The sequence below is a fragment of the Plantactinospora sp. B6F1 genome (genome assembly GCF_040120695.1).
In the GTDB taxonomy this organism is placed as follows: Bacteria; Actinomycetota; Actinomycetes; order Mycobacteriales; family Micromonosporaceae; genus Plantactinospora.
On sequence record NZ_JBEEAC010000040.1, the window covers coordinates 38,580 to 58,958 of the forward strand.

The window sequence follows — 20,379 nt, forward strand, 5'->3', positions numbered from 1 at the left end:
CGACATCGAAGCCGGCTGCTATGTTGTGGTCGACGCTGATCATCCTCACCGGCTTCCGGAACATCTTCGGAACTTGGGTTCCGACGTGCCCGCCGGGCTGGCCGGTCAGCAGCCGAACGGGGAGTCGCCTTGTCCACACTGGACCGCGACCGCACCACGCCGGAGAGTCGGGCCGAGCGCATCGCCCGGCTCTCCGAGGCCAAGCGGGCGATGCTGGCCCGCCGGCTCGGCACCGTCGACACCGGCCCGGCGTGCACCGTGCCGCGCCGGCCCGACACGGCCGACCCGGAGCTCTCCTGGGCCCAGGAACGGCTGTGGTTCATGGAGCAGTTCGCCCCCGGCACCGCCGCCTACGTGGTCCCGGTCGTGCTGCGGCTGCGCGGCCCGGTGGATCCGTCAGCGGTACGCCGTGCCCTCGACCACTGCGTCATCCGACACGACAGCCTGCGTACCGGCTTCACCGCCGGCCCGGACGGCACCGCCGGCACCTACGTCGTGGACCCCGTGCCGGTGCCACTGGCCGAGGTGGCCGTCGACGGGAACGAATCCGTCGAGCCGGAGCCGGCCGGCGGCTCCGTCGAGGTCGACGCCGAGCGGCCCGGACCGCGCGTCGGCGGCTCCGGACCGTCCCGGGTGGAGGAGGCCACCCGGCGGCTGATCACCGCCGAGCTGGCTCGGCCGTTCGACCTGGCGGCGCCGCCACTGCTGCGGGCCACGCTGTTCCGGCTCGGTGCCGACGACCACGTCCTGCTGCTCGCCATCCACCACATCGTCTGCGACGGCTGGTCCGCCGACGTACTGGTCGGGGAGATCGGCGAGCAGTTGGCGGCCGAGGCGGGCGGGCTCCCGCCGGTCCTGCCCGAACTCCCGATCCGGTACGCGGACTACGCGGCGTGGCAGCGCGGCCGGGCCGACTCGGGCGGCTACTCCGCCGACCTGGACTACTGGCAGCCCCGGCTGGCCGGACTGCCGCCGCTGGAGCTGCCGACCGACCGGCCCCGCCCGGACCGCCAGACGTACGTCGGCGCGACCCAGACCTGCACGGTCGAGCCCGAGCTGGCCGAGCGGCTGGTGGCGCTGGGGCGCCGGCACAACGCCACGCCCTACATGACGCTGCTCGCCGCGTTCCAGGTGCTGCTCGCCCGGCATTCCGGGCAGCGGGACTTCGCGGTGGGCTCGCCGGTGGCCGGCCGCACACTGCCCGAACTCGACCCGATGGTCGGGATGTTCCTGAACATGTTGACCATGCGCACCGAACTGGCCGGCGACCCCACCTTCGCCGAGCTGCTCGACCGGACCAGGGACGCCACGCTTGACGCGTACGCCCATCAGGAGCTGCCGTTCGAGCGGTTGGTCAGCCGGCTCAAGCTGGTCCGCGACGTACGCCGGCCGCCGCTGTTCCAGGTGCTCTTCGCCCTGCAGAGTTACGGTGGCCGGGGCGCCCGCACCGAGCCGGCGCGACCGGCTCCGGACCGGCTCGCGGGGCCCCGGATCGAGGCCTTCGACTTCGCCCACCCGGCCACCCGCTTCGACCTGGAGCTGTACGTCGCCCCGGACGCCGCCCGGGGTGGGCTGCACTGCACCTTCGTCTACCATCGCGACCTGTTCGACCCGCAGACCTGCGCCCGGCTGATCGAAGGCTGGCAGCGGCTGCTCCGGGACGTGGTCGAGGCGCCGGACCGGCGGCTGTCCGAACTGGACCCGTTGACCCCGGGCGAGCGGGACGCGCTGCGGCGCTGGAACGACACCGCCGTTCCGGTCACCGGCCCGGCCACCCTGGTGGAACTGGTCGAGGCCCGGGTCCGGGCCACCCCGCACGCCGTCGCGGTGCGCTTCGAGGACCGGTGGTGCGACTACGCGGAGCTGAACGCCCGGGCCAACCAGGTGGCGCATCGGCTCCGGGCCGCCGGGGTGGGCCGCGACGACGTGGTGGCGGTCTGCGCCGAGCGCTCCGTCGAACTGGTGGTGGCGCTGCTCGGCGTCCTCAAGGCCGGCGCCGGCTATCTGCCGCTGGACCCGGACTATCCCGCCAGGCGACTGTCGTACATGCTCGCCGACAGCGGCGCCCGGGTGCTGCTGCGGCAGCGGGGAGCGGACCCACTCCGACCCGGGACGGTGGCAGCCGGGCAGGCTGGGGCGGTGGCAGCCGGGCCGACCGGGGCGGCGCCGCTCGACGGACCCGCCCCGGCGGCCGGCCGGCCCGGACCGCCGGACGGGGTTCCGCCGGTGCCGGCCGTCGACCCGGCGGTCCACACGCTGCTGCTGGACGACCCCGGGACCTGGGCCGACCAGCCCCGCCAGGATCCACCGCCGCTCGCCGGAGCGGACGACCTGGCGTACGTCATCTACACCTCCGGGTCGACCGGCCGGCCCAAGGGCGTGCTCGTCACGCACCGGGCGGTGGTGAACCGGCTGGACTGGATGCAGCGGGCGTACCGGCTCGGCGCCGACGACGTGGTGCTGCAGAAGACGCCGGCCGGCTTCGACGTCTCGGTCTGGGAGTTCTTCTGGCCGCTGGCCACCGGGGCCCGGCTGGTGCTGGCCCGACCGGGCGGGCAGCGGGACGCCGGGTACCTGCGCGACCTGATCGTCGCCGAGTCGGTGACCACCGTCCACTTCGTGCCGTCGATGCTCTCGGTGTTCCTCACCGAGGACGTCAGCGGCTGCCGGTCGCTGCGCCGGGTGATCTGTAGCGGGGAGGCGCTGGGCCCGGGACTGGCCGCCGAGGCGGTCCGGGCGCTGCCCGGGGCAGAGCTGCACAACCTGTACGGACCCACCGAGGCGGCGATCGACGTCAGCTCCTGGCACTGCCGCCCGGAGACGCTCGACGGCCGGTCCCCGGTGCCGATCGGCCACCCGATCCAGAACATCCAGCTACACGTCCTGGACCGGCACCTCAACCTGGTGCCGGTCGGCGTGCCCGGTGAGCTGTACATCGCCGGGGTCGGACTGGCCCGGGGCTACCTCGGCCGGCCGGGCCTGACCGCCGACCGGTTCCGGCCGAACCCGTACGGGCCGCCGGGGGACCGGATGTACGCCACCGGTGACCTGGTGCGGCGGCGCGCCGACGGTGCGATCGAGTTCCTCGGCCGGATCGACAACCAGGTGAAACTGCGCGGGTTGCGGATCGAGCTGGGCGAGATCGAGGTGGCGCTGCGCGACCAGCCCGGGGTGGCGGAGGCGGTGGTCGTCGCCCGGGAGGACGTGCCGGGGGACCAGCGGTTGGTCGCCTACCTGGTGCCCGCCGCCACCGACGGTGCGGGGCCGGGCGACGGTGCGGGGCCGGGCGACGGTGCGCGGCCGCAACCGGCGCGGCTGCGCACGGCGCTGCGGGAGTCCCTGCCCGACTACATGGTCCCGTCGGCGTTCGTCGTCCTCGACGCGCTGCCGGTGAGCCCGAACGGCAAACTGGACCGGGCCGCGCTGCCGGCCCCGCAACAGGACCGCGCCGTGGACACCGACTTCGTCGCGCCCCGGACGGCCACCGAGGAGGCGGTCGCCGCGGTCTGGCGCACCGTGCTCGGGCTGCCCAGGGTCGGCGTACTTGACGACTTCTTCGAGCTGGGCGGGCACTCGCTACTCGGAATCCAGGTGGTCACCCGACTGCGCGCGGTGGTGCCGGCCGGTGGCGCACCGGTCAGCGTGCTGGACCTGTTCACCCACCCCACCGTCGCCGGGCTGGCGGAACTGCTGGACACCCCGGCGGACCGGCGCGGTCCCCGTCGACTGTTGCACGAACTGACCCCCACCGTCCCGGCCGGACAGCGGGTCCGCACTCTCGTCTGCGTCCCGTACGGCGGCGGCAGCGCGGTGGTGTACCAGCCGCTGGCCGACGCGCTGCCGGCAGGTCACTCGCTCTACTCGGTCTCGGTGCCCGGCCACGACCTCGGGCTGACCGAGGACTCGCTGCCGCTCGCCGAGGTCGCCCGGCGGTGCGTCGCCGAGATCCGGGAGCGGATACCGGGCCCGCTGGTGCTCTACGGTCACTGCGGACTCGGCAGCGCGCTGGTCGTGGAGATCGCCCGCCAGCTGGACGCGGCCGGGCGGGACCTGGAGGCCGTCTACATCGGCGCGGTGTTCCCGTTCGCGAAGCCGACCGGCAGGGTGCTCGGCCGGCTCGGCCCGCTACTCCGGCAGGACCGCCTGGCCAGCTACCGGCACCAGGTGAACTGGTTGAAGTCGATGGGGGTGGACGTCGACGAGTTGGGTCCGGAGCAGGCCAGGCGGATCGTGCGGAACATGCGGCACGACTTCCGGGCGGCAGAGGAGTACTTCACCGGTCTGCTCGACCGGGGCGTACCCCGGCTCCGCGCGCCGGTCATCTCGGTGGTCGGCGACCGCGACCCGAGCACCGACTACGCCCAGGAGCGCTACCGGGAGTGGGATTTCCTCGGCGCCGACACCGCGCTGGTGGTGATCGACGAGGCCGGGCACTACTTCCTGAAGTACCGGGCGGACGAGCTGGCGGAGATCGTCACCGGCACACACACCGCGCTCGCCGCCGGCCCGGCCGGGGCCCGGTCGCTGACCGCCTCGGCCCGAGGTTCGGCCCCGGGCTGGTGGCTGGACCGCTACCGGGAACACGACGGCGGGGCGGAACCGACACCCTCCGGCACCGACGTCGGGACCGGCGACCGAGGTACCGACCCCCGGACCGGCGGCGGGCCTGCCGGGGTCGGGCCTGCCGGGGTCGGGCGCGGCGCAGCGGTACGGGCCGCACCCCCGCCCAGCATGGGTCGGTTCCTCGCGGTCGTCGTCGGGCAGCTGGCCTCGATGACCGGCTCGGCGCTGACCGAGTTCGCGGTGCCGATCTGGATCTACATGGAGACCGGATCGCTGGCCAGGTTCGCCATCTTCTTCGTGGTGGGCCTGGTACCCGGTATGCTGGTCGCGCCACTGGCCGGCGCCATCGTCGACCGGTACGACCGGCGCCGGGTGATGCTCGGCGGCGACATCGCGGCCGGGAGCGTCCAACTGCTGTTCGGGCTCCTGCTCTGGACCGACAGCCTGCACGTCTGGCAGATCTATCCGCTGCTCGCCGCGCTCTCCTGCGCGTTGACCTTCCAACGGCTCGCCTTCACCTCGGCGGTGCCGCAGCTGGTGCCCAAGCGCTACCTCGGGCACGCCAACGGGTTCGCCCAGACGGCGGCCGGGATCGCCCAGTTCGTCGTGCCGCTGGTCGCGGTGGGGCTGATGGCGAGCATCGGGCTCGGCGGGATCCTCGCGATCGACGTGCTCAGCTACACGGTGGTGATCGGTATGCTGCTGGTGCTCCGGTTCCCGGCCACCATGGCGTACCAGCGGCGCGAGTCGTTGCTGGCCGAGATCAAGGGCGGACTGGCGTACACCCTCAACCACCGTGGGATCCGCGCGATGCTGCTCTTCTTCGCCGGGCTCAACATCTTCCTCGGTCCGCTGATCCTGCTCGTCTCACCGCTCGTCCTCTCCTTCGCCGGGCTGTCGCAGGTCGGTCAGGTGGCGTTCGGCGGCGCTCTCGGGGTGGTACTCGGCGGGCTGGCCATGACGATCTGGGGCGGGCCGGCCCGGCGCCGGATGCGCGGCATGCTGGTCGGTACCGCCGTGCTGGCGCTCTGTGCCCTGGTCGTCGGCGTGCGGCCGGCCATCGCGCCGGTCGCGGCCGGTGTGTTCGGGATGATGTTCATGCTGACCCTGGTCAACGCGATCTACGCGACCATCGTGCAGGTGACCGTGCCGCAGCGGTTCCACGGCCGGGTTTTCGCGCTGAACACGATCGTGGCCTGGTCGACCCTGCCGTTCGGCTTCGCGGTGATCGTCCCGTTCGGCCCGCGCCTCTTCGACCCGATGCTGGCCCCCGGCGGCGCGCTCGCCGGCACGGTGGGCCAGCTGATCGGGGTCGGACCCGGCCGGGGCATCGGCCTGATGTACCTGCTCTGCGGGCTCGCCATGGCGGCGCTCGCCCTGACCTGCCTGCGGGTGGGCATCCTGGCCCGATTCGACACGGCGGTACCGCAGGCGCCCCCGGACGACCTGTTCGGGGTGCGGGCCCGCGAGGAGCGGCAGCGGGCGCTGACCGTCGGACAGAGCATGAACGGGGGTAGGGGTACCGGTGACTGACGGCGTGACTCAAGAAGAGGTGCTCAAAATCGTCCGGGAGGTGCTCGACGTCGACCCGGTGCGTCCCGAGGACGACCTGTTCGACCTCGGGTTCACCTCGTTGGCGATCGTGAAGACCGCGGCCCGGGTCAGCGAGCGTCTCGACGCCGACCTGCCGCTGTCGGCGTACTTCGACGCGGCCACCGTCGCCGACCTGGTGGCCGCCGTGGCCGCCGCGCGTCCACGATGACCGGCGCGGCGGCGGGGGAGTGGGCCGGCGACGACCCGGCCGCGGGGACGGCCACCCGGGGACCGCTCACCCTGGGGCAGCGACGCCTGTGGTTCCTGACCCGGCTTCATCCGGGATCCAGCGAGTACCACATGCCGCAGGTGACCCGACTGCGCGGGCCGCTGGACGTGGCCGCGCTGGCCGACGCCCTGCACGACGTCGTGCGCCGGCACGGCATCCTGCGTACCCGGTTCCCGGTCGCCGCCGACGGGGAGCCGGTACAGGAGGTGCTCGACGGCTGGCGGCCTCCGGTCGAGCTGCTCGACCTGGAGGGTGCCACCGGTGCCGCGCCGGCTCGCGCCGAAGGTCCCGACCTGGACGGACCCGCTGCCGTCGACGGTGCGGTGCCGGCCGGGGCCGACGGGACCGACGGGGCCGACCTCGGCGAGCCGGCGCGGCTGGCGGACGTCTCGGCGCTGGTGGCCGGCCGGGTCAACGCGCCGTTCGAGATCACCGAGGCTCCGCCGATCCGGGCCAGCGTGCTGCGACTCGGGCCGGACGACCATGTTCTCTGCATCGTGCTGCACCACCTGCTCGCCGACGACTGGTCGCTGGGCGTGCTGTTCCGGGAGCTGTCGGCCGGCTACGCCGCCCGGCTGGCCGGCGTCCCCGCCGACCTGCCCCCACTGCCGATGCAGTACCTCGACCATGCCCGCGCCGATCGGCGGCGGCTCGCGGCGGGCCGGGAGGAGAGCTGGCGGTACTGGATCGGCGAGTTGGCCGGTGCCGAACCGCTGGACCTGGTCACCGACGCACCCCGACCGCCGGCCATGACGACGGCCGGAGCCTTCGCCGGCCACCGGCTGCCGCCGGGGCTGGCCGAGGACGTGCGCGGACTCTGCCGGGTCGGCCGGACGACGCCGTTCATGACCCTGCTCGCCGCGTACCTCGCGCTGCTCGGGCTCTACACCGGTCAGTCGCAGATCCGGGTCGGCTCGCCGGTCAGCAGCCGGGACCGGGCGGAACTCGAACCGCTGATCGGGTTCTTCCTGACCACCGTGGTACTGCGCGGCGACCTCACCGCCGACCCGACCTTCCGGGAGCTGCTCTCCCGGGTCAAGGCGACGGCAGTCGGCGCCTACGGCCACCTCGACGCGCCGTTCGAGGAGCTGATCTCGCACCTGGCGCTCCGTCGGGAGCCGGACCGCAATCCGCTCTTCGACACCATGTTCATGGTGCACGGCACCCAGGCCGACGAACTGCGGCTCGCCGGCCTGGTCGCCGGACCGTTCGACCCGGGGCATCAGCAGGCCAAGTTCGACCTGGTGGTTGAGGTGCACACCGGCGACGACGGCTGGCGGCTCCAGGCCAACTACCGCCCGGAGCTGTTCGAGCCGGCCACCATCACACTGCTGCTACGCCGCTTCGAGGGGCTGCTGCGATGCGCGGCACAGACCCCCGACGCGCCACTGTCCACGCTCTACGACCGGCTGGCCGCTGCCGAGCCGGACCCGTCGGCGAACCCTGCCGGACCGGCATCCGACGCCCCCGCGCCCGACGACCCCGCACACATCGACTCCGGACCCGGCGCCCCCGCACACATCGACTCCGGACCCGGCGCCCCCGCACACATCGACTCCGGACCTGGCGAGCCCGCACCTGGCGAACCCGCCCGCGTCGAGCCGCCCTCGGCCGGCCTGGTGGAGTTACTCACCGCCGCCGCGACGGCGTACCCGGAGACGGCCGCGGTCAGCGGCGTCGACGGTGCGCTGAGCTACGCCGAGCTGCACCGCCGCGCCGATCGGCTGGCCCGGTTGCTGCGTCGGCGCGGCGCCCGGCGGGACCATCTCGTCGCGGTCTGCCTGGACCCGGGCCCGGATCTCGTCGTCGCCCTGCTCGCCGTGCTCACCGCCGGGGCGGCGTACCTCCCGCTGGATCCGGGACATCCACGCCGTCGGCTGGCGTATCTGCTCGCCGATGGCGGGGCCGAACTGCTGGTCACCACGAGCCGGCTCCGGGACCGCCTCGATCCCGCCGGGTGCGAGGTAGTCGATCTGGACCTCGTCGATCTGGACCTCGTCGGCCCGGACCGGCTGGGTCGGGCCGAGGAGCCGTCGACACGGCCGTCCGGAGCGGAGCCGTCCACTGTCGGACGGCCCGGTGGTGAACCCGGCACGCGGCGGCCCGATACCGCGTCGGACCCGTTGGCGTACGCGATCCACACATCCGGGTCGACCGGACAGCCGAAGGCGGTGGGGGTGCCGCTGACGGCGCTCGCCGCCCGGGTGCGGTGGATGGTCGAGGCGTACCGGATCGGCCCGGGCGACCGGGTGCTGCAGTTCTCCTCGGCCAGCTTCGACACCTTCGGCGAGGAGACGTACCCGGCCCTGGTCGGCGGTGCCACGCTGGTCGTGCCGCCGTCCCGGGCCGAACTGCCCGACTTCCTGGCCACCCCGGCCGGGCAGGAGCTGACCGTACTCGACCTGCCGACGTCGTACTGGCACGAACTCGTCGCGGACCTGGCCGGGATCGCCTGGCCGGCTCGGTTGCGGCTGTTGATCCTCGGCGGCGAGCAGGTCCGGCCCGACGCGCTCGGCCGCTGGTTCGAGGCGTTCGGTGACCGGGTCGAGGTGTTCAACACGTACGGGCCGACCGAGGCGACGATCATCGCGACGGCACACCGGTTGACTCCGGCCGACGCCACCGGCCGGCCGCCGATCGGGCGCCCGCTTCCCGGCACCACCGCACACGTACACCGGCCCGGCGGCGGCCCGGTGCCGGTCGGCGTGCCCGGGGAGTTGCTGCTCGGCGGTGCCGGGCTGGCCAGGGGATACCTCGGGCGCCCGGAGCTGACCGCGCAACGTTTCGTCGAGTACGACGGCGGGCGCCGGTACCGGACCGGTGACCGGGTGCGGTGGCGGCCAGACGGTGTACTGGAGTTTCTCGGCCGCCTCGACGACCAGCTCAAGGTGCGGGGTCACCGGGTGGAGCCGGGCGAGGTGGAGGCCGCGATCGTCGCCCACCCGGACGTCCGGCACGCGGTCGTCACGGCCGACGGCGACGCGCGACTCGTCGCCCACCTGGTCCCCGAGCCGGGCGCCACGGCACCGTCGCCGGCCCAGCTGCGGGCACACCTGTCCGAACTGCTTCCACCACACCTGCACCCGGACGCGTACGGGGTGCTGGCCGCCCTGCCGCTGACCCCGAACGGAAAGGTCGACCGGAGAGCCCTGCCCGCGCCGACCTCGGTGGCCCCGGCCCCCGGCGGTACACCGGTCGCGCCCCGGACCGATGCCGAGCGTCTCGTCGGGCAGGTCTGGACCGAGGTGCTCGGCGTCGAACGGGTCGGCGTCCACGACGACTTCTTCGAACTGGGCGGCCACTCCCTGCTGGCCACCCGGATGGCGGCGCGGCTGCGGGGCGTCGCCGGAGTCACCGTACCGTTGCACACGATCTTCCGACGCAGCACCGTCGCCGAGTTGGCGGAGGCGGTCGAGGATCTGCTGATCGCCGAGATCGAGCAGCTCGACGAGGAGGAGGTGGCGAACCTGTTGGCCATCGACGGCGTGACGACGCGGTCGCCGGACGGCTGACCGCCGCCAGGGAGACGCCCGGCCGGGGGAGCGAGGCCGGTCGGGGCGTCGGCCTACCGGCGCTGGTCGATCGCCTCGGCGACCGCCCGTAGCGACGGCATCGACAGCAGTTCGTCGAAGGAGAGTGCGACGTCGAACCGCTCGTTGGTCGAGTCCAGCAGCAGCGTGGCGGTCATCGAGTCGCCGCCGAGATCGAGGAAGTTGTCGTCCGCAGCGACCCGGCGGCGGCCGAGGATCTCCCGCCAGATGTCCGCGAGTGCCACCTCGGTCGGGGTCTGCGGCGGGCTGAAGGTACCCGCCCCGGGGTCGTCGGCCGCCCGGTGCGCGATCCGGTCGGGCAGTACCCGGTTCTCGGCGTCCCGGGGAAGCTCCGGCAGTACCAGGACGAGGTCCGGGAGCTGCTCGACCGGCACCGATTCCCAGATGTCGTCACGGATGTCCACCGCCGCGCAGTACAGACGTGCGGTGACCGCGACGATCCGCCGCGCTCCGGCCCGGACGACGGCGAACTCGGCGACGTCCGGGTGCCCGTCGAGCAGCGACTCGATGGCCTCGGACTCGGCGGCGTTGGCCTCGGACTCGGCGGCGTTGGCCTCGGGCTCGGCGGCGTTGGCCTCGGACTCAGTGGGCAGGGTGCTCATCGGATTCCTCTCCTGGGGTGCCTGCCTGGTCCTCGGCCGCCCGCTCCTCGGTCACGTACCGGGCCAGCTCCGCGACGGTGGCCAGTTCGAAGATCGTGACGGCGTCCAGCTCGACGCCGAGCCGTACCCGCAGCTGCGCGGCGACATCGACCGCGAGCAGCGAGTCGCCGCCGATCTCGAAGAAGTTGTCGTGTACGCCAACCGAACCGACGTCGAGCAGCTCCGCCCAGGTCTGTGCCACCCGCTCCTCGACCTCGGTCCGGGGCGCCGTGAACGCGGCCGGACCGGTGCCGTCGAGCAGCTCCGGCAGGTGCCGTTTCGACACCTTCCCAGCCGCGTTCCGGGGGATTTCCTCGACGAGTCGGATGATCGCCGGCAACTCCCGGCGGCTCAACTGCCGGGCCGCGTACTGACGGATCTCCCGGGCGGTGGCCTCGGCCCGAAGTACGACGAAGGCCGCGATCACCTCGCCGAGCACCGCATGGTCGACGGGGAAGACGGCGGCCTCGATCACCGCCTCGTGCCGGCCGAGCACCTCCTCGACCCGGTAGGTCGACACGTTGAACCCGCCCACGTTCACCACGTCGTCGGTCCGGCCGGCGAGGAAGAGGTATCCCTCGGCGTCCAGGTACCCGAGATCTCCGGTCCGGGTCCAGCCGTCCTGGAAGCCGGCCGCACCGGCCGTGGGGTCGCCGGCGCTGGCCGTACCGGGCTGGGGGTCGCCGGCTGCGGTCGTACCGCCGTCGGGCGGGGTGGAGCTGTGGTCGGCGTCGAGGAACCGGCGGGACGGGGCGACCGTGGACCGCAGCCAGACCACGCCCACAGCGTCGGCGCCCAGCGGGCTGCCGTCCTCGGCGGTGATCCGTACCTGGTTCGCACCGACGGGCCGGCCGACGGAGTCCGGTCGGTCGGGATCGAACTGGGTCGCCACCCGGGCCGGAAACGCCTCGGTCGAGCTGTAGAAGTTGTAGAAGGTGGCATTCGGGAAGATCGCCGGAAGGTCCGGCATGATGCCGACCGGCAGGGCCGCGCCGGAGAAGTGCACGCCGCGCACCGACGGCAGCGCCGGTGCCTGGTCCGTCCCGGCCCGGACCAGCCAGTGCCCCATCGCCGGCACCAGGAAGACCGAGGCGATCTGCCACCGTTCGGTCAGCCGCCGGAAGTCCGGGACGGTGAATTCGGGCATGATCACCAGTGTCTGCTGGCCACCGATGCTGTTGACCAGGTGGATCTGCCCGGCGACCGACCCGAGTGGCAGGGCGTGCAGGCCGGGCTGGTTGGCCCGGACACCGCTGGGCCAGGTGGGTTGGGCCCGGACCACGTTCGCGTGGGTCGCGACGACGCCCCGGGGCAGCGCGGTGGTGCCGGAGGTGAAGACCACATCGGCGGTGTCCAGCGGGGTGGCCTCGATCGGTACCGCCGAGTCGTCCCGCCCGGCGGTCAGCTCGGCGGTGTCGGCGGTCCAGCAGCCGGCACTTCCGACCGGGCCGGCGGTGCCGGGTGCGGCGACGATCCCGGCGACCCGGTGCCGGGCCACCAGCCGCCGGATGTCCGCGTCGGTGAAGCGCTCGCCGAGCAGCAGCGCGGCAGCCCCGACCTTCAGCGTGCCGAAGTACGCCACCACGAACTCCGGCCAGGCTCGACCGGCGAAGACCAGGGCCAGCCGGTCGCCCCGAAGGACACCACGGTCCCGCAGCCCGCGGGCGAACGCGTTCGACCGCGCCTCGAGTTCGGCGAAGGTCAGCACCGGTCGGCCGTCGACCACGATCGCCGGCCGATCGGGTACCAGCCGCGCGCTGCGACGAAGCAGATCGGGTACCACCCGGGGCGCGCCCGAGTTGCCGTACCGGGCGGCCCCGGTACGCGGCTGCGCCGACATCGCGGCTCCCTCCAGTCTGGTCATCCGGCCAGCTCACCCGGCCTGCTGTGGGCGTCGTCCGGGCAACCCCGACGGCCGCCGCGGACGACCTCGGCCAGCTGGTACGGCGTCGGCGCGTCGAAGACGTCCTGGAGTGTCACCTCGTGGCCGGTCCGGTCGGCGATCCGGCTGGCCAGGACCGCCGCGAGCAGGGACTGGCCGCCGCTGGCGAAGAAGTTGCTCCGCTCGTCGACGTCCCGGTGGCCGAGCAGTTCCGCCCACAGGTCGACCAGCGATCGCAGCAGGGAATCTCCACCAGCCACCCGGTGCGGTCCGTCCTGACCGCCAGCGGGGTCGGGGGTCGGGGCGTGCCCGGCGCTCCTCGCCGTCGCGGCGGCGGGCGCCGGGCCGGGCGCGCCGGGTCGGGCGACCGACGGCACGGCCTCCGACAGGGCGTGGTGGTCGACCTTGCCACTCGGGTTCCGGGGCAGCACGTCGAGCCGGACCAGGTCGGCCGGGACCAGATAGTGCGGCAGTACCGCCGCTGCGTGCCGGGCCAGCCCGGTCAGGAACCCGTCGTCGGTGGACGGATCGACCGGCTGTACGTAGCCGACCAGCCGACCGTCGCCCTGCGGGTCGCCGCGCACCACCACGGCCGCCGCCGCGACCGACGGGTGCCGCTCCAGCGTCGACTCGATCTCACCCAGCTCGATCCGTCGGCCGCGCAGCTTGATCTGCCGGTCGGCCCGGCCGAGCAACTCGATCGTGCCGTCCGGTCGCCAGGTGCCGAGGTCGCCGGTCCGGTAGCGGCGGGCCGCCCCGGGTCCGTGGCCGAAGCGTTCGGCGGTCAGCGCCGGCTGGCCCAGGTAACCCCGGGCCACCCCGGCGCCGCCGATCCAGAGTTCACCGACCACCCCGGGTGGGAGTTCCCGTCCCGCGTCGTCGAGCACGTGCAGGGTGGTGTTCCAGATCGGACCGCCGATCCCGACCGGGTCCGGCACGCCGGGATGGATCTCCGCCACCGTCGACCAGATCGTCGTCTCGGTCGGGCCGTAGACGTTGAACAGCCGGCAGCCCGAGCGCAGCAGCCGGTGGGCCAGCGCGGCGGTCAGCGGCTCGCCGCCGCACAGCACCCGGCGCCCGGCCAACTCGTCGGTCAGCGCCGCGGCCACCAGCCGCCAGATGGTCGGCGTGCTCTGGAGCACACCGACGTCGTACCGGGTGACCAGGTCGAGCAGCAGGTCCGGGCGTACCTGCGCCGAGTCCGGGGCCACCACCGCGGCACCGCCGTAGCCGAGCGCGAGAAGGATCTCCAGGGCGGAGATGTCGAAGCCGAACGAGGTCAACCAGAGCACCCGGTCCCGGTCGGAGACGGCGAGGCGGTCGGCGAAGAATCCGACGAGGTTGGCCAGGCTGCCGTGGGTGATCTCCACGCCCTTGGGCGTCCCGGTCGAGCCGGAGGTGAAGATGACGTAGGCCAGGTCGTCGTCCCGGACGGTGTCGAGCCCGGCCGGCAGCGCCGGGTCGGCCGACCCGGTCCCCGGGGCGAGCTGGTCGAGCCGGAGCACGTGTCGGTCCGCCGCCCACGCCGGTGGGGGACCGGCGGTGGTGAGTACCGCCCGGACGTCCGCCGCATCGAGCCGTGCCCGCAGCCGGGCGGCCGGCTGGGCCGGGTCCACCGGCAGGTGGCCGGCGCGTAGCGACCAGGTGGCGAGGACGGCTGCGGCCAGGTCGCCGCCGCGGGGCAGGGCGAGCCCGACGACCGCGCCGGGCCTGACCCCGGCGGCCGCGAGGTGTGCCCGGATGACGGCGGCCCGGTCGGCCAGCCAGGCCCGGTCCCGGGCCCGCCCCTCCGACTCCACCAGGACAACCTCCCGGGCACCGCTCCGGATTCGCTCGGCGACCAGGTGCGGCACCAGCCGGCTCACCGGGGCCGGTGAGCTGAGCACCCGGTCCAGGGCCGTCCGCTCGTCGGGATGCCACATCTCCAGGTCGGCGAGAGGGCGGTCCGGGTCGGACGCCGCAGCCCGGAGCAGCAGCTCGAACCGGCTCAGCAGTGCCCGTACGTAGTCCTCGTCGTGGATTTCGGTGCTGTAGACCGCCTCCAGGGCGATCCGCTCGGGCCAGCGGAGTACCACGAACTGCAGGTCGTACCGGCTCAGCCGGGAGTCGACGCTGACCCACGCGGAGTCCGGCAACGGGCCGGCGGGCACCACGGTCGAGGCGGGCAGAAAGTTGAACATGTGCCGGAACAGCGGCGCGCGCCAGTTCATCTCCAGGCCCAGCCCGCCGAGCAGGCTCTCGAAGGAGACGTCGGCGTGCGCCAGCCCCGCCACCAGCTCCGCGCGGACACTCGCGACGAGGTTCCGGAAGCTCTCCCGCCCTCGCACCGTGACCCGTAGCGGCAGCGTGTTGACGTGGTACCCGACCCGGCCGGCCGCCCCGCTGCCCCGGGTGTCGACCGGCACCGCCACCACCAGGTCCGGGCCGCCGCCGTGCCGGGCCAACAGCAACAGGTACGTGCCGAGCAGCACCATGTTGTCGGTGGCCCGGAGCCGACGGCGGAGCGAGTCCAACGCCGCCCGACCCTCGACGGAGAGCACCCGGTGGAGCCGGGCACCGGTGAAGCGGGGCTCCGGCGGTTCGATCCGGGCCCGACCCAGCGGAAAGGTCCTCGGGTCGATCCCGGCCAGCCGCTCGGTCCAGTACCGCAGGCTGGTCGCCCGGGGCGCGGGCTCCCGGTGGCCGGTGAGAGCCGGTGCGACGACCCCGTCGGCCGGGCGGCGAACGTTCCCCGCCGGTCGCCGGGGGTTCCCCGCCGGTCGCCCCTGCGCCGGGCCGGTGCCGGTCAGCTCCAGGTAGATCGTCGCGAGTTCCGGCAGCACGATGCCGGCGGACCGGCCGTCGAAGGCGATGTGGTGGACGACCAGGCACAGCACGGTGCCCGGGCCGTCCGAGAACTCCACCCGGGCCACCCGCAGCGGCGGCTCGGTGGTCAGCTCGAAGGGCTCTCCGGCCAGTTCGGCCAGGGTGTCGGCGAGACCGGCCCGAGTGGTCTGCCGACTCCGTACCGGTGGGGGCGGCAGGTCGGGGTCGAGCACCCGCCGGCCGGGGACGCCGTCGCGGGCCGGGAAGATGGTACGCAGCACAGGGTGGCGTCGGGTCAGCTCGTGCACCGCGGCGGTCAGCCCGGCCGGATCGATCGGGCTGGACGTGCTGATCGCGAACGGCAGGTTGTCCACCGCGACGGTGGGCGCCAGCCGTTGGAAGATCCAGAGCGCCTCCTCCTTGCGACTCAGCGCTGCCTCGTCGGCCTGGTCGGGGCCGGCCGGCCGCTGTCGGGTCGACCGGGTCATGACCGCCCGCCCAGCGGCTCGCCGACCAGCGCCCGTCCGGCCAGCTCGGCGGCGCGTACGTCGGCGAGCAGTCCCGGCTGCGGAACCTCCAGCCGGACCTCCCGGTCGGCGCCGGGGATCGGCGGTGGTTCGTGGCCGGCGGAGAGGACGACCAGCACCGGCCCCGGGGCCCCGGCGGGTGCCGCCGCCGACAGCAGCAGGTACCGCAGGTAGGTGTCGATCCGGGCGCAGAGCTGGTCGGCGATGGACGGTGGAACGCCCTGCCCGGCACAGGCCGGCCGGGCCAGTGCCGCGTACCGGTCGGAGAGCCGCGCGGCCAACCGGCTCAGGTCGGACTCGGTTCGTACGTCCCGTCGGGCGGCCTCCCGGGCGGACCGTACCTCGGCGGCGGGCAGCGCGGCGGCGAGACCGTCCAGTGCGGTTCCGAACTGGTCGTACAGCGTCTCCGGCGTCACCTCGGCCGGATCGAAGAGGACGACCGGCGGCGCGATCCCGTGGCGGTCGGCCAGCCGTCGGGCCAGGGCGCAGGCGAGCGCAGCGCCGGCGCAGTACCCGAGGATGCCGGCCGTCCCGCCGGATGCCGGCAGGTCCCGGTCCAGCCAGGCGTCGAGCCCACCGCCGGGAGAGTCGACCGACGCGGCGGCGACGGTTTTCCAGCCGGCCTCCTCGGTGCCCCAGACCGGGTACGGCTCGGGCAGCAGCCGTGCCAGATCGGTGAACCCGGCTCCGGTGCGGGCCTGCGCCGGGGTGAAGTCGACGGCGAGCAGACCGGGCCCGGCTCCGGGGCGCAGCAGTCGCCAGCCTTCGGATGACATACCTCCCCCTCCCGGAACCGGCGGCGTCACCCACCGCCCGGTCCCTTCCCCGCCGAGGCACCCGCTGGCCGATCACCCTAGTGCGATCATCCACGCCCGTCGAGGTCCCGGATATTTTTCGGTCCGTTCGGCCCTGGATGGTGGTCGATGAATCGCAGCTCAGCGCGAGAGTCGGGGTGCCGAACCGCCGGCCGATCCCGCCTGGGCACCGGTCGTCCGCCCAAGGGATTTCCGGATCAGTTCCGGATCGACCTTCGGCCCGATCGATCCTTCCGCGGATCGACCGACCGCGGGGGTTCCCGGCCTTGACAGAACCGAACGCCGGAGAGAAGGCTCTGCACCCATGCCGCCGACGGTCACCGCGCTGGCTCGCAGTCAGGAAACGCTCTGGGAGTTCGTCCGCTGTTTCGCGCCGGACGACCCGGGATGCCTCGGCTACAACGTCTTCCGCACCATGCCGCTGCCCGGTCCGGTGGAACTGGCGGTGTTCCGGGCCGCCGTGTCGGACGTGGCGCGACGGCACGACGCGCTGCGGATCGTCTTCGAGACGATCGCCGACGACCCGCTGATCCGGATCGAGGACGAGGTCGAGCCGATCGTGACCTTCGTCGACCTCTCCGCCGGGCCGCCGGGTCGGACCGCCGCCCGGCGGGGCAGCGTGCTCGGCTACGAGAGCGGCCGCGCCTTCGACCTCCGGCGCGGTCCGCTGTGGAGCGTGACGCTGGTCCGTTCGTCCCCGACCGACCACCTGGTCGCGGTTACCATGTTTCATTTGATCGCGGACGGTTGGTCGACCGGGGTCTTCCTGCGCGACCTGGCCGCCGCGCTGGCGGCCCGCACCGGTCGGGGTGGCCCGCTGCCCGAGCTGCCCCTCCGGTACGCCGACGCGACCGCCGCGCCGAGGTGGAGCGCCGCGCAGCAGCGGCGCCGGGCGGAGTTCTGGCAGCGGCAGCTCACGCCGCTGCCGGAGGCGTTGCCCTTTCCCGGGGTCGGTGCGGGAAAGGGCGGATGGTCGGCCGGCGCGGACGGTCAGGGCGCCGACGTCGACCGGTACGCCGGGTTGGACGTGGCCGCCGCGGCGAAGGTGACGATCGGACTCCCCGCCGAGCTGGCCCGTCGGCTGCACGGGTACGCCCGGCAGCACCGGATGACGCCGTTCGTGCTCTCCCTGGCGGCGTACCGGGTGCTGCTCGGCGCGATGACCGGCTGGCCCCGGCTGGTGCTCGGGACGGCCACCTCCGGCCGGGACGAGCCGGGGGCGACCGAACTGGTCGGCCAGTTCACCCACAACATCTACGTGGCGACCACCATCCCGCTGCGAACCACCCTGGCCGACGCCGTCGCCGAGGTCCGGGCCGGCACCTTCGCGGCGATGCGGCAGGTGGCGTCCTTCAAGGAGATCGCCCAGGCGGTCAATCCGGGCTTCCCGGGGTCGCGGCCGTGGCCGTTCCTGCTGCTGTACCACTCGTGGTTCCAGTCCGCTCCACCGGCCGGCGGTGCCCCCGGCGGCCGGGCCGAGGCCGGGGACGAGATCCGGGAACACCGGTCGCGGGGGAGACTTCCGGTCGGTGCGGCGATCGCGCCGGACCGGCGGGCGCTGTGGGCCAAGCGGGGCGAGCCGGGCATGACGGTCAGCGACGATCGGCGGAGCGCGGAGCTGAACTACAACCCGACGTGCTACGACCGGGACGCGGTGGTCGACGCGGTCCGCGGGTACCGCGTCGTGCTGGCGGAACTGCTGCGTGACCCGAACCAGCGGATCTCCGATCTGAAGATCTCCTGACCTGCGCGGCGGGGACGGTGGGCGGGTCTCAGTACAGGCCGAGGCGGAAGACCTCGAAGCCGGCCGCGTGCTTGACACCCAGACGGCTGCCGGTCTGTCGGGAGATGCCCTCCAGGAACTCCTCGGGGTCGAAGTCTCCGGTGCCGAGGCCCCGTAGGTAGGCGGCGTGCGCCTCCAGCGACCGGACGCCCAGGTCGAACGTCTCGGTGGTGTCGACCGCGTGCTTCGACAGCGGCGAGCCGGCGGCCCACACCTCCCGGACGCCGCTCCACTTCTCCAGCCCCTCGTCGAGCTGTTCCCGGAAGATCCAGCGGTTGGCCGCGTCACGTGCGGCGTCGAGCACGGCGCGGCCGGTGACGATGTGGTCGGACATGTTCAGCGCGTTGCCGTCCGCGTCCCAACTGTCCCGGAAGTTGTTGGTGATCACGATCTCCGGCCGGTACGCCCGGATCACCCGGCTGAGGTCACGGCGCAGCGCGACGCCGTACTCCAGGATGCCGTCGGGCAGCCCGAGGAAGTCGACCTGGGACACGCCGACGATCGCCGCGGAGGCGCGCTGCTCCTCCTCCCGGGCCGGTCCGGCCAGGGCCGGCTCCATCCCGTCGATGCCGGCCTCGCCACTGGTGAGCAGTACGTAGGTGATGTCCTTGCCCTGCCGCGTCCAGCGGGCAACGGCGGCGGCGGCGCCGAACTCCAGGTCGTCGGGGTGGGCGACGATGGCGAGTCCGCGCTGCCAGTCCTCGTCGACCGGCTGGAGGGGGTTGGAAACGGCGGGTGCGTCAGCAGTCATGGATCCATCTTCCCCGACCGTGGCAGCGGCGAGGGGCGGACCTCACGGCACCGGCACCGATAACAGAATTCTGCTGGTGGATTTTTCGGCGGCCGAGCCAATCCTTTTCCGGCGGAAAGTGTTATCGGCCACCGCCGTACGGGGTCGGGTTATCCGAAGTGGTCCTCGGTCGTCCGGATGCGCCTGACACGGTTCACGCATCGACGTGCACCTCTTGAACGACTCGAAACAGTCTGGCAATATGCCGTACATCCGCCTGAGCGGCTCCTCCGTGTCTCACTTAATGTCCGTGGGGTGCGACAGCCGGTCATGTTAGCGGTAACACGGTTTGGCTCGGTAACACTGTTCGGTTTCCGCACCCCCGGACGGGGTCGCTGCCCCCGCGCTTTTGCCGCCGTCCGGGAATGCGAGGAACGCCACCACTCCCACACGTAGCGCACGCGCCTCGGGTGGTTCGGGAAAAGGGGAAAAGAGCATGGATGTCATGGCGCAGGCGCCACCACTGACACCGGCCCGGCAGGGTGCGGTCCGCGCCCTGCGGCGTCGCGGGCGGTTCGCGCTCGTCGTCACCGCGGTGGCCGCCCTCGTCGCTACCGCGGTCGTCGCCTTCGGTCCGGCACCGGCGTCGGCGGCCACGGTCGACACGAACGCGTGGTACGTGCTGATCAACCGCAACAGCGGCAAGGCGCTGGACGTGTACAACCTGGACACCAACGACGGTGCGCGGATCGTGCAGTGGGCGCGGAACAACGGCAACCAGCAGCAGTGGCAGTTCGTGGACTCGGGCGGCGGCTACTACCGGTTGCGGTCCCGGCTGTCCGGCAAGGTGCTGGACGTGTACAACTGGTCGACCGCCAACGGTGCCAACATCGTGCAGTGGACCGATCACAACGGGGCCAACCAGCAGTTCCGGTTGGCCGACTCCGACGGCGGCTACGTCCGGCTGGTCAACCGGAACAGCAACAAGGTGATGGAGGTGCAGGGCGCCTCGACCGCCGACGGCGGAAGCATCGTGCAGTACGACGACTGGAACGGCAGCAACCAGCAGTGGCAGCTCGTCCGGGTCGACGGCGGAAGCAACCCGACCACGCCGCCGCCGAACGGCGGCTGCTCCCTTCCGTCGTCGTACCGGTGGTCGTCGACGGGTGCGTTGGCGCAGCCGAGGTCGGGTTGGGTGTCGTTGAAGGACTTCACCTACGCGCCGTACAACGGGCAGCATCTGGTGTACGCGACGACGCA

General features: G+C 73.3%; 10 protein-coding genes. 5 read left to right on the top strand and 5 right to left on the bottom strand.

All coding sequences use genetic code 11. From position 1 onward, the window contains the following. The first annotated feature begins 129 nt into the window (after positions 1-129). From ABNF97_RS30290 to ABNF97_RS30300, 3 genes are read left to right on the top strand one after another with little or no spacing between them, the layout of a single operon-like run. Positions 130-6,096 carry a non-ribosomal peptide synthetase/MFS transporter gene (locus ABNF97_RS30290; RefSeq protein WP_349340613.1) on the top strand — a complete coding sequence of 1,989 codons (5,967 nt, stop codon included), beginning with the start codon at positions 130-132 and terminating at the stop codon, positions 6,094-6,096. Continuing rightward, complete coding sequence (locus ABNF97_RS30295) at positions 6,089-6,325, top strand: phosphopantetheine-binding protein (protein ID WP_130463507.1); 237 nt, start codon at positions 6,089-6,091, stop codon at positions 6,323-6,325. The genes ABNF97_RS30290 and ABNF97_RS30295 overlap by 8 nt, the downstream gene beginning before the upstream one ends. Continuing rightward, positions 6,322-9,897 (top strand): non-ribosomal peptide synthetase, encoded by a 3,576-nt coding sequence (locus ABNF97_RS30300; RefSeq protein ID WP_349340614.1) that lies wholly within the window; start codon positions 6,322-6,324, stop codon positions 9,895-9,897. Before ABNF97_RS30295 ends, ABNF97_RS30300 begins: the two co-directional genes overlap by 4 nt. Before the next feature lie 53 nt (positions 9,898-9,950). Here the strand turns inward: ABNF97_RS30300 and ABNF97_RS30305 are convergent, their stop codons facing one another. From ABNF97_RS30305 to ABNF97_RS30320, 4 genes are read right to left on the bottom strand one after another with little or no spacing between them, the layout of a single operon-like run. After that, positions 9,951-10,538, bottom strand: coding sequence for a phosphopantetheine-binding protein (locus ABNF97_RS30305; RefSeq protein WP_130463505.1), 588 nt, complete (start codon positions 10,536-10,538; stop codon positions 9,951-9,953). Then, positions 10,519-12,441 (bottom strand): AMP-binding protein, encoded by a 1,923-nt coding sequence (locus tag ABNF97_RS30310; protein ID WP_130463504.1) that lies wholly within the window; start codon positions 12,439-12,441, stop codon positions 10,519-10,521. Before ABNF97_RS30310 ends, ABNF97_RS30305 begins: the two co-directional genes overlap by 20 nt. Then, entirely contained in the window at positions 12,438-15,752 is a 3,315-nt protein-coding gene (locus ABNF97_RS30315; protein WP_130463503.1) for a non-ribosomal peptide synthetase, read from the bottom strand. Before ABNF97_RS30315 ends, ABNF97_RS30310 begins: the two co-directional genes overlap by 4 nt. After that, a complete protein-coding gene (locus ABNF97_RS30320) occupies positions 15,749-16,567 on the bottom strand; it encodes a hypothetical protein (RefSeq protein ID WP_349340615.1) in 819 nt (272 codons plus the stop codon). Before ABNF97_RS30320 ends, ABNF97_RS30315 begins: the two co-directional genes overlap by 4 nt. 343 nt (positions 16,568-16,910) lie before the next feature. Here ABNF97_RS30320 and ABNF97_RS30325 point away from each other — a divergent pair, with 343 nt between their 5' ends. Further along, entirely contained in the window at positions 16,911-18,350 is a 1,440-nt protein-coding gene (locus tag ABNF97_RS30325) for a condensation domain-containing protein (RefSeq protein WP_349340616.1), read from the top strand. A 28-nt stretch (positions 18,351-18,378) separates the two neighbouring features. Here ABNF97_RS30325 and ABNF97_RS30330 read toward each other — a convergent pair whose 3' ends face one another. Continuing rightward, complete coding sequence (locus tag ABNF97_RS30330; RefSeq protein WP_349340617.1) at positions 18,379-19,140, bottom strand: PIG-L deacetylase family protein; 762 nt, start codon at positions 19,138-19,140, stop codon at positions 18,379-18,381. Positions 19,141-19,624: 484 nt separating this feature from the next. Here ABNF97_RS30330 and ABNF97_RS30335 point away from each other — a divergent pair. Next, on the top strand, positions 19,625-20,379 hold a 755-nt coding region (locus ABNF97_RS30335; RefSeq protein WP_502930568.1), incomplete at its 3' end, for a non-reducing end alpha-L-arabinofuranosidase family hydrolase.

What these genes read in the sequence shown, in the direction of transcription:
- ABNF97_RS30330 (WP_349340617.1), bottom strand. Translation starts at nt 19,140, where the DNA reads ATGACTGCTGACGCACCCGCCGTTTCCAACCCCCTCCAGCCGGTCGAC.
- ABNF97_RS30320 (WP_349340615.1), bottom strand. Translation starts at nt 16,567, where the DNA reads ATGTCATCCGAAGGCTGGCGACTGCTGCGCCCCGGAGCCGGGCCCGGT.
- ABNF97_RS30305 (WP_130463505.1), bottom strand. Translation starts at nt 10,538, where the DNA reads ATGAGCACCCTGCCCACTGAGTCCGAGGCCAACGCCGCCGAGCCCGAG.
- ABNF97_RS30300 (WP_349340614.1), top strand. Translation starts at nt 6,322, where the DNA reads ATGACCGGCGCGGCGGCGGGGGAGTGGGCCGGCGACGACCCGGCCGCG.
- ABNF97_RS30310 (WP_130463504.1), bottom strand. Translation starts at nt 12,441, where the DNA reads ATGACCAGACTGGAGGGAGCCGCGATGTCGGCGCAGCCGCGTACCGGG.
- ABNF97_RS30315 (WP_130463503.1), bottom strand. Translation starts at nt 15,752, where the DNA reads ATGACCCGGTCGACCCGACAGCGGCCGGCCGGCCCCGACCAGGCCGAC.
- ABNF97_RS30325 (WP_349340616.1), top strand. Translation starts at nt 16,911, where the DNA reads ATGCCGCCGACGGTCACCGCGCTGGCTCGCAGTCAGGAAACGCTCTGG.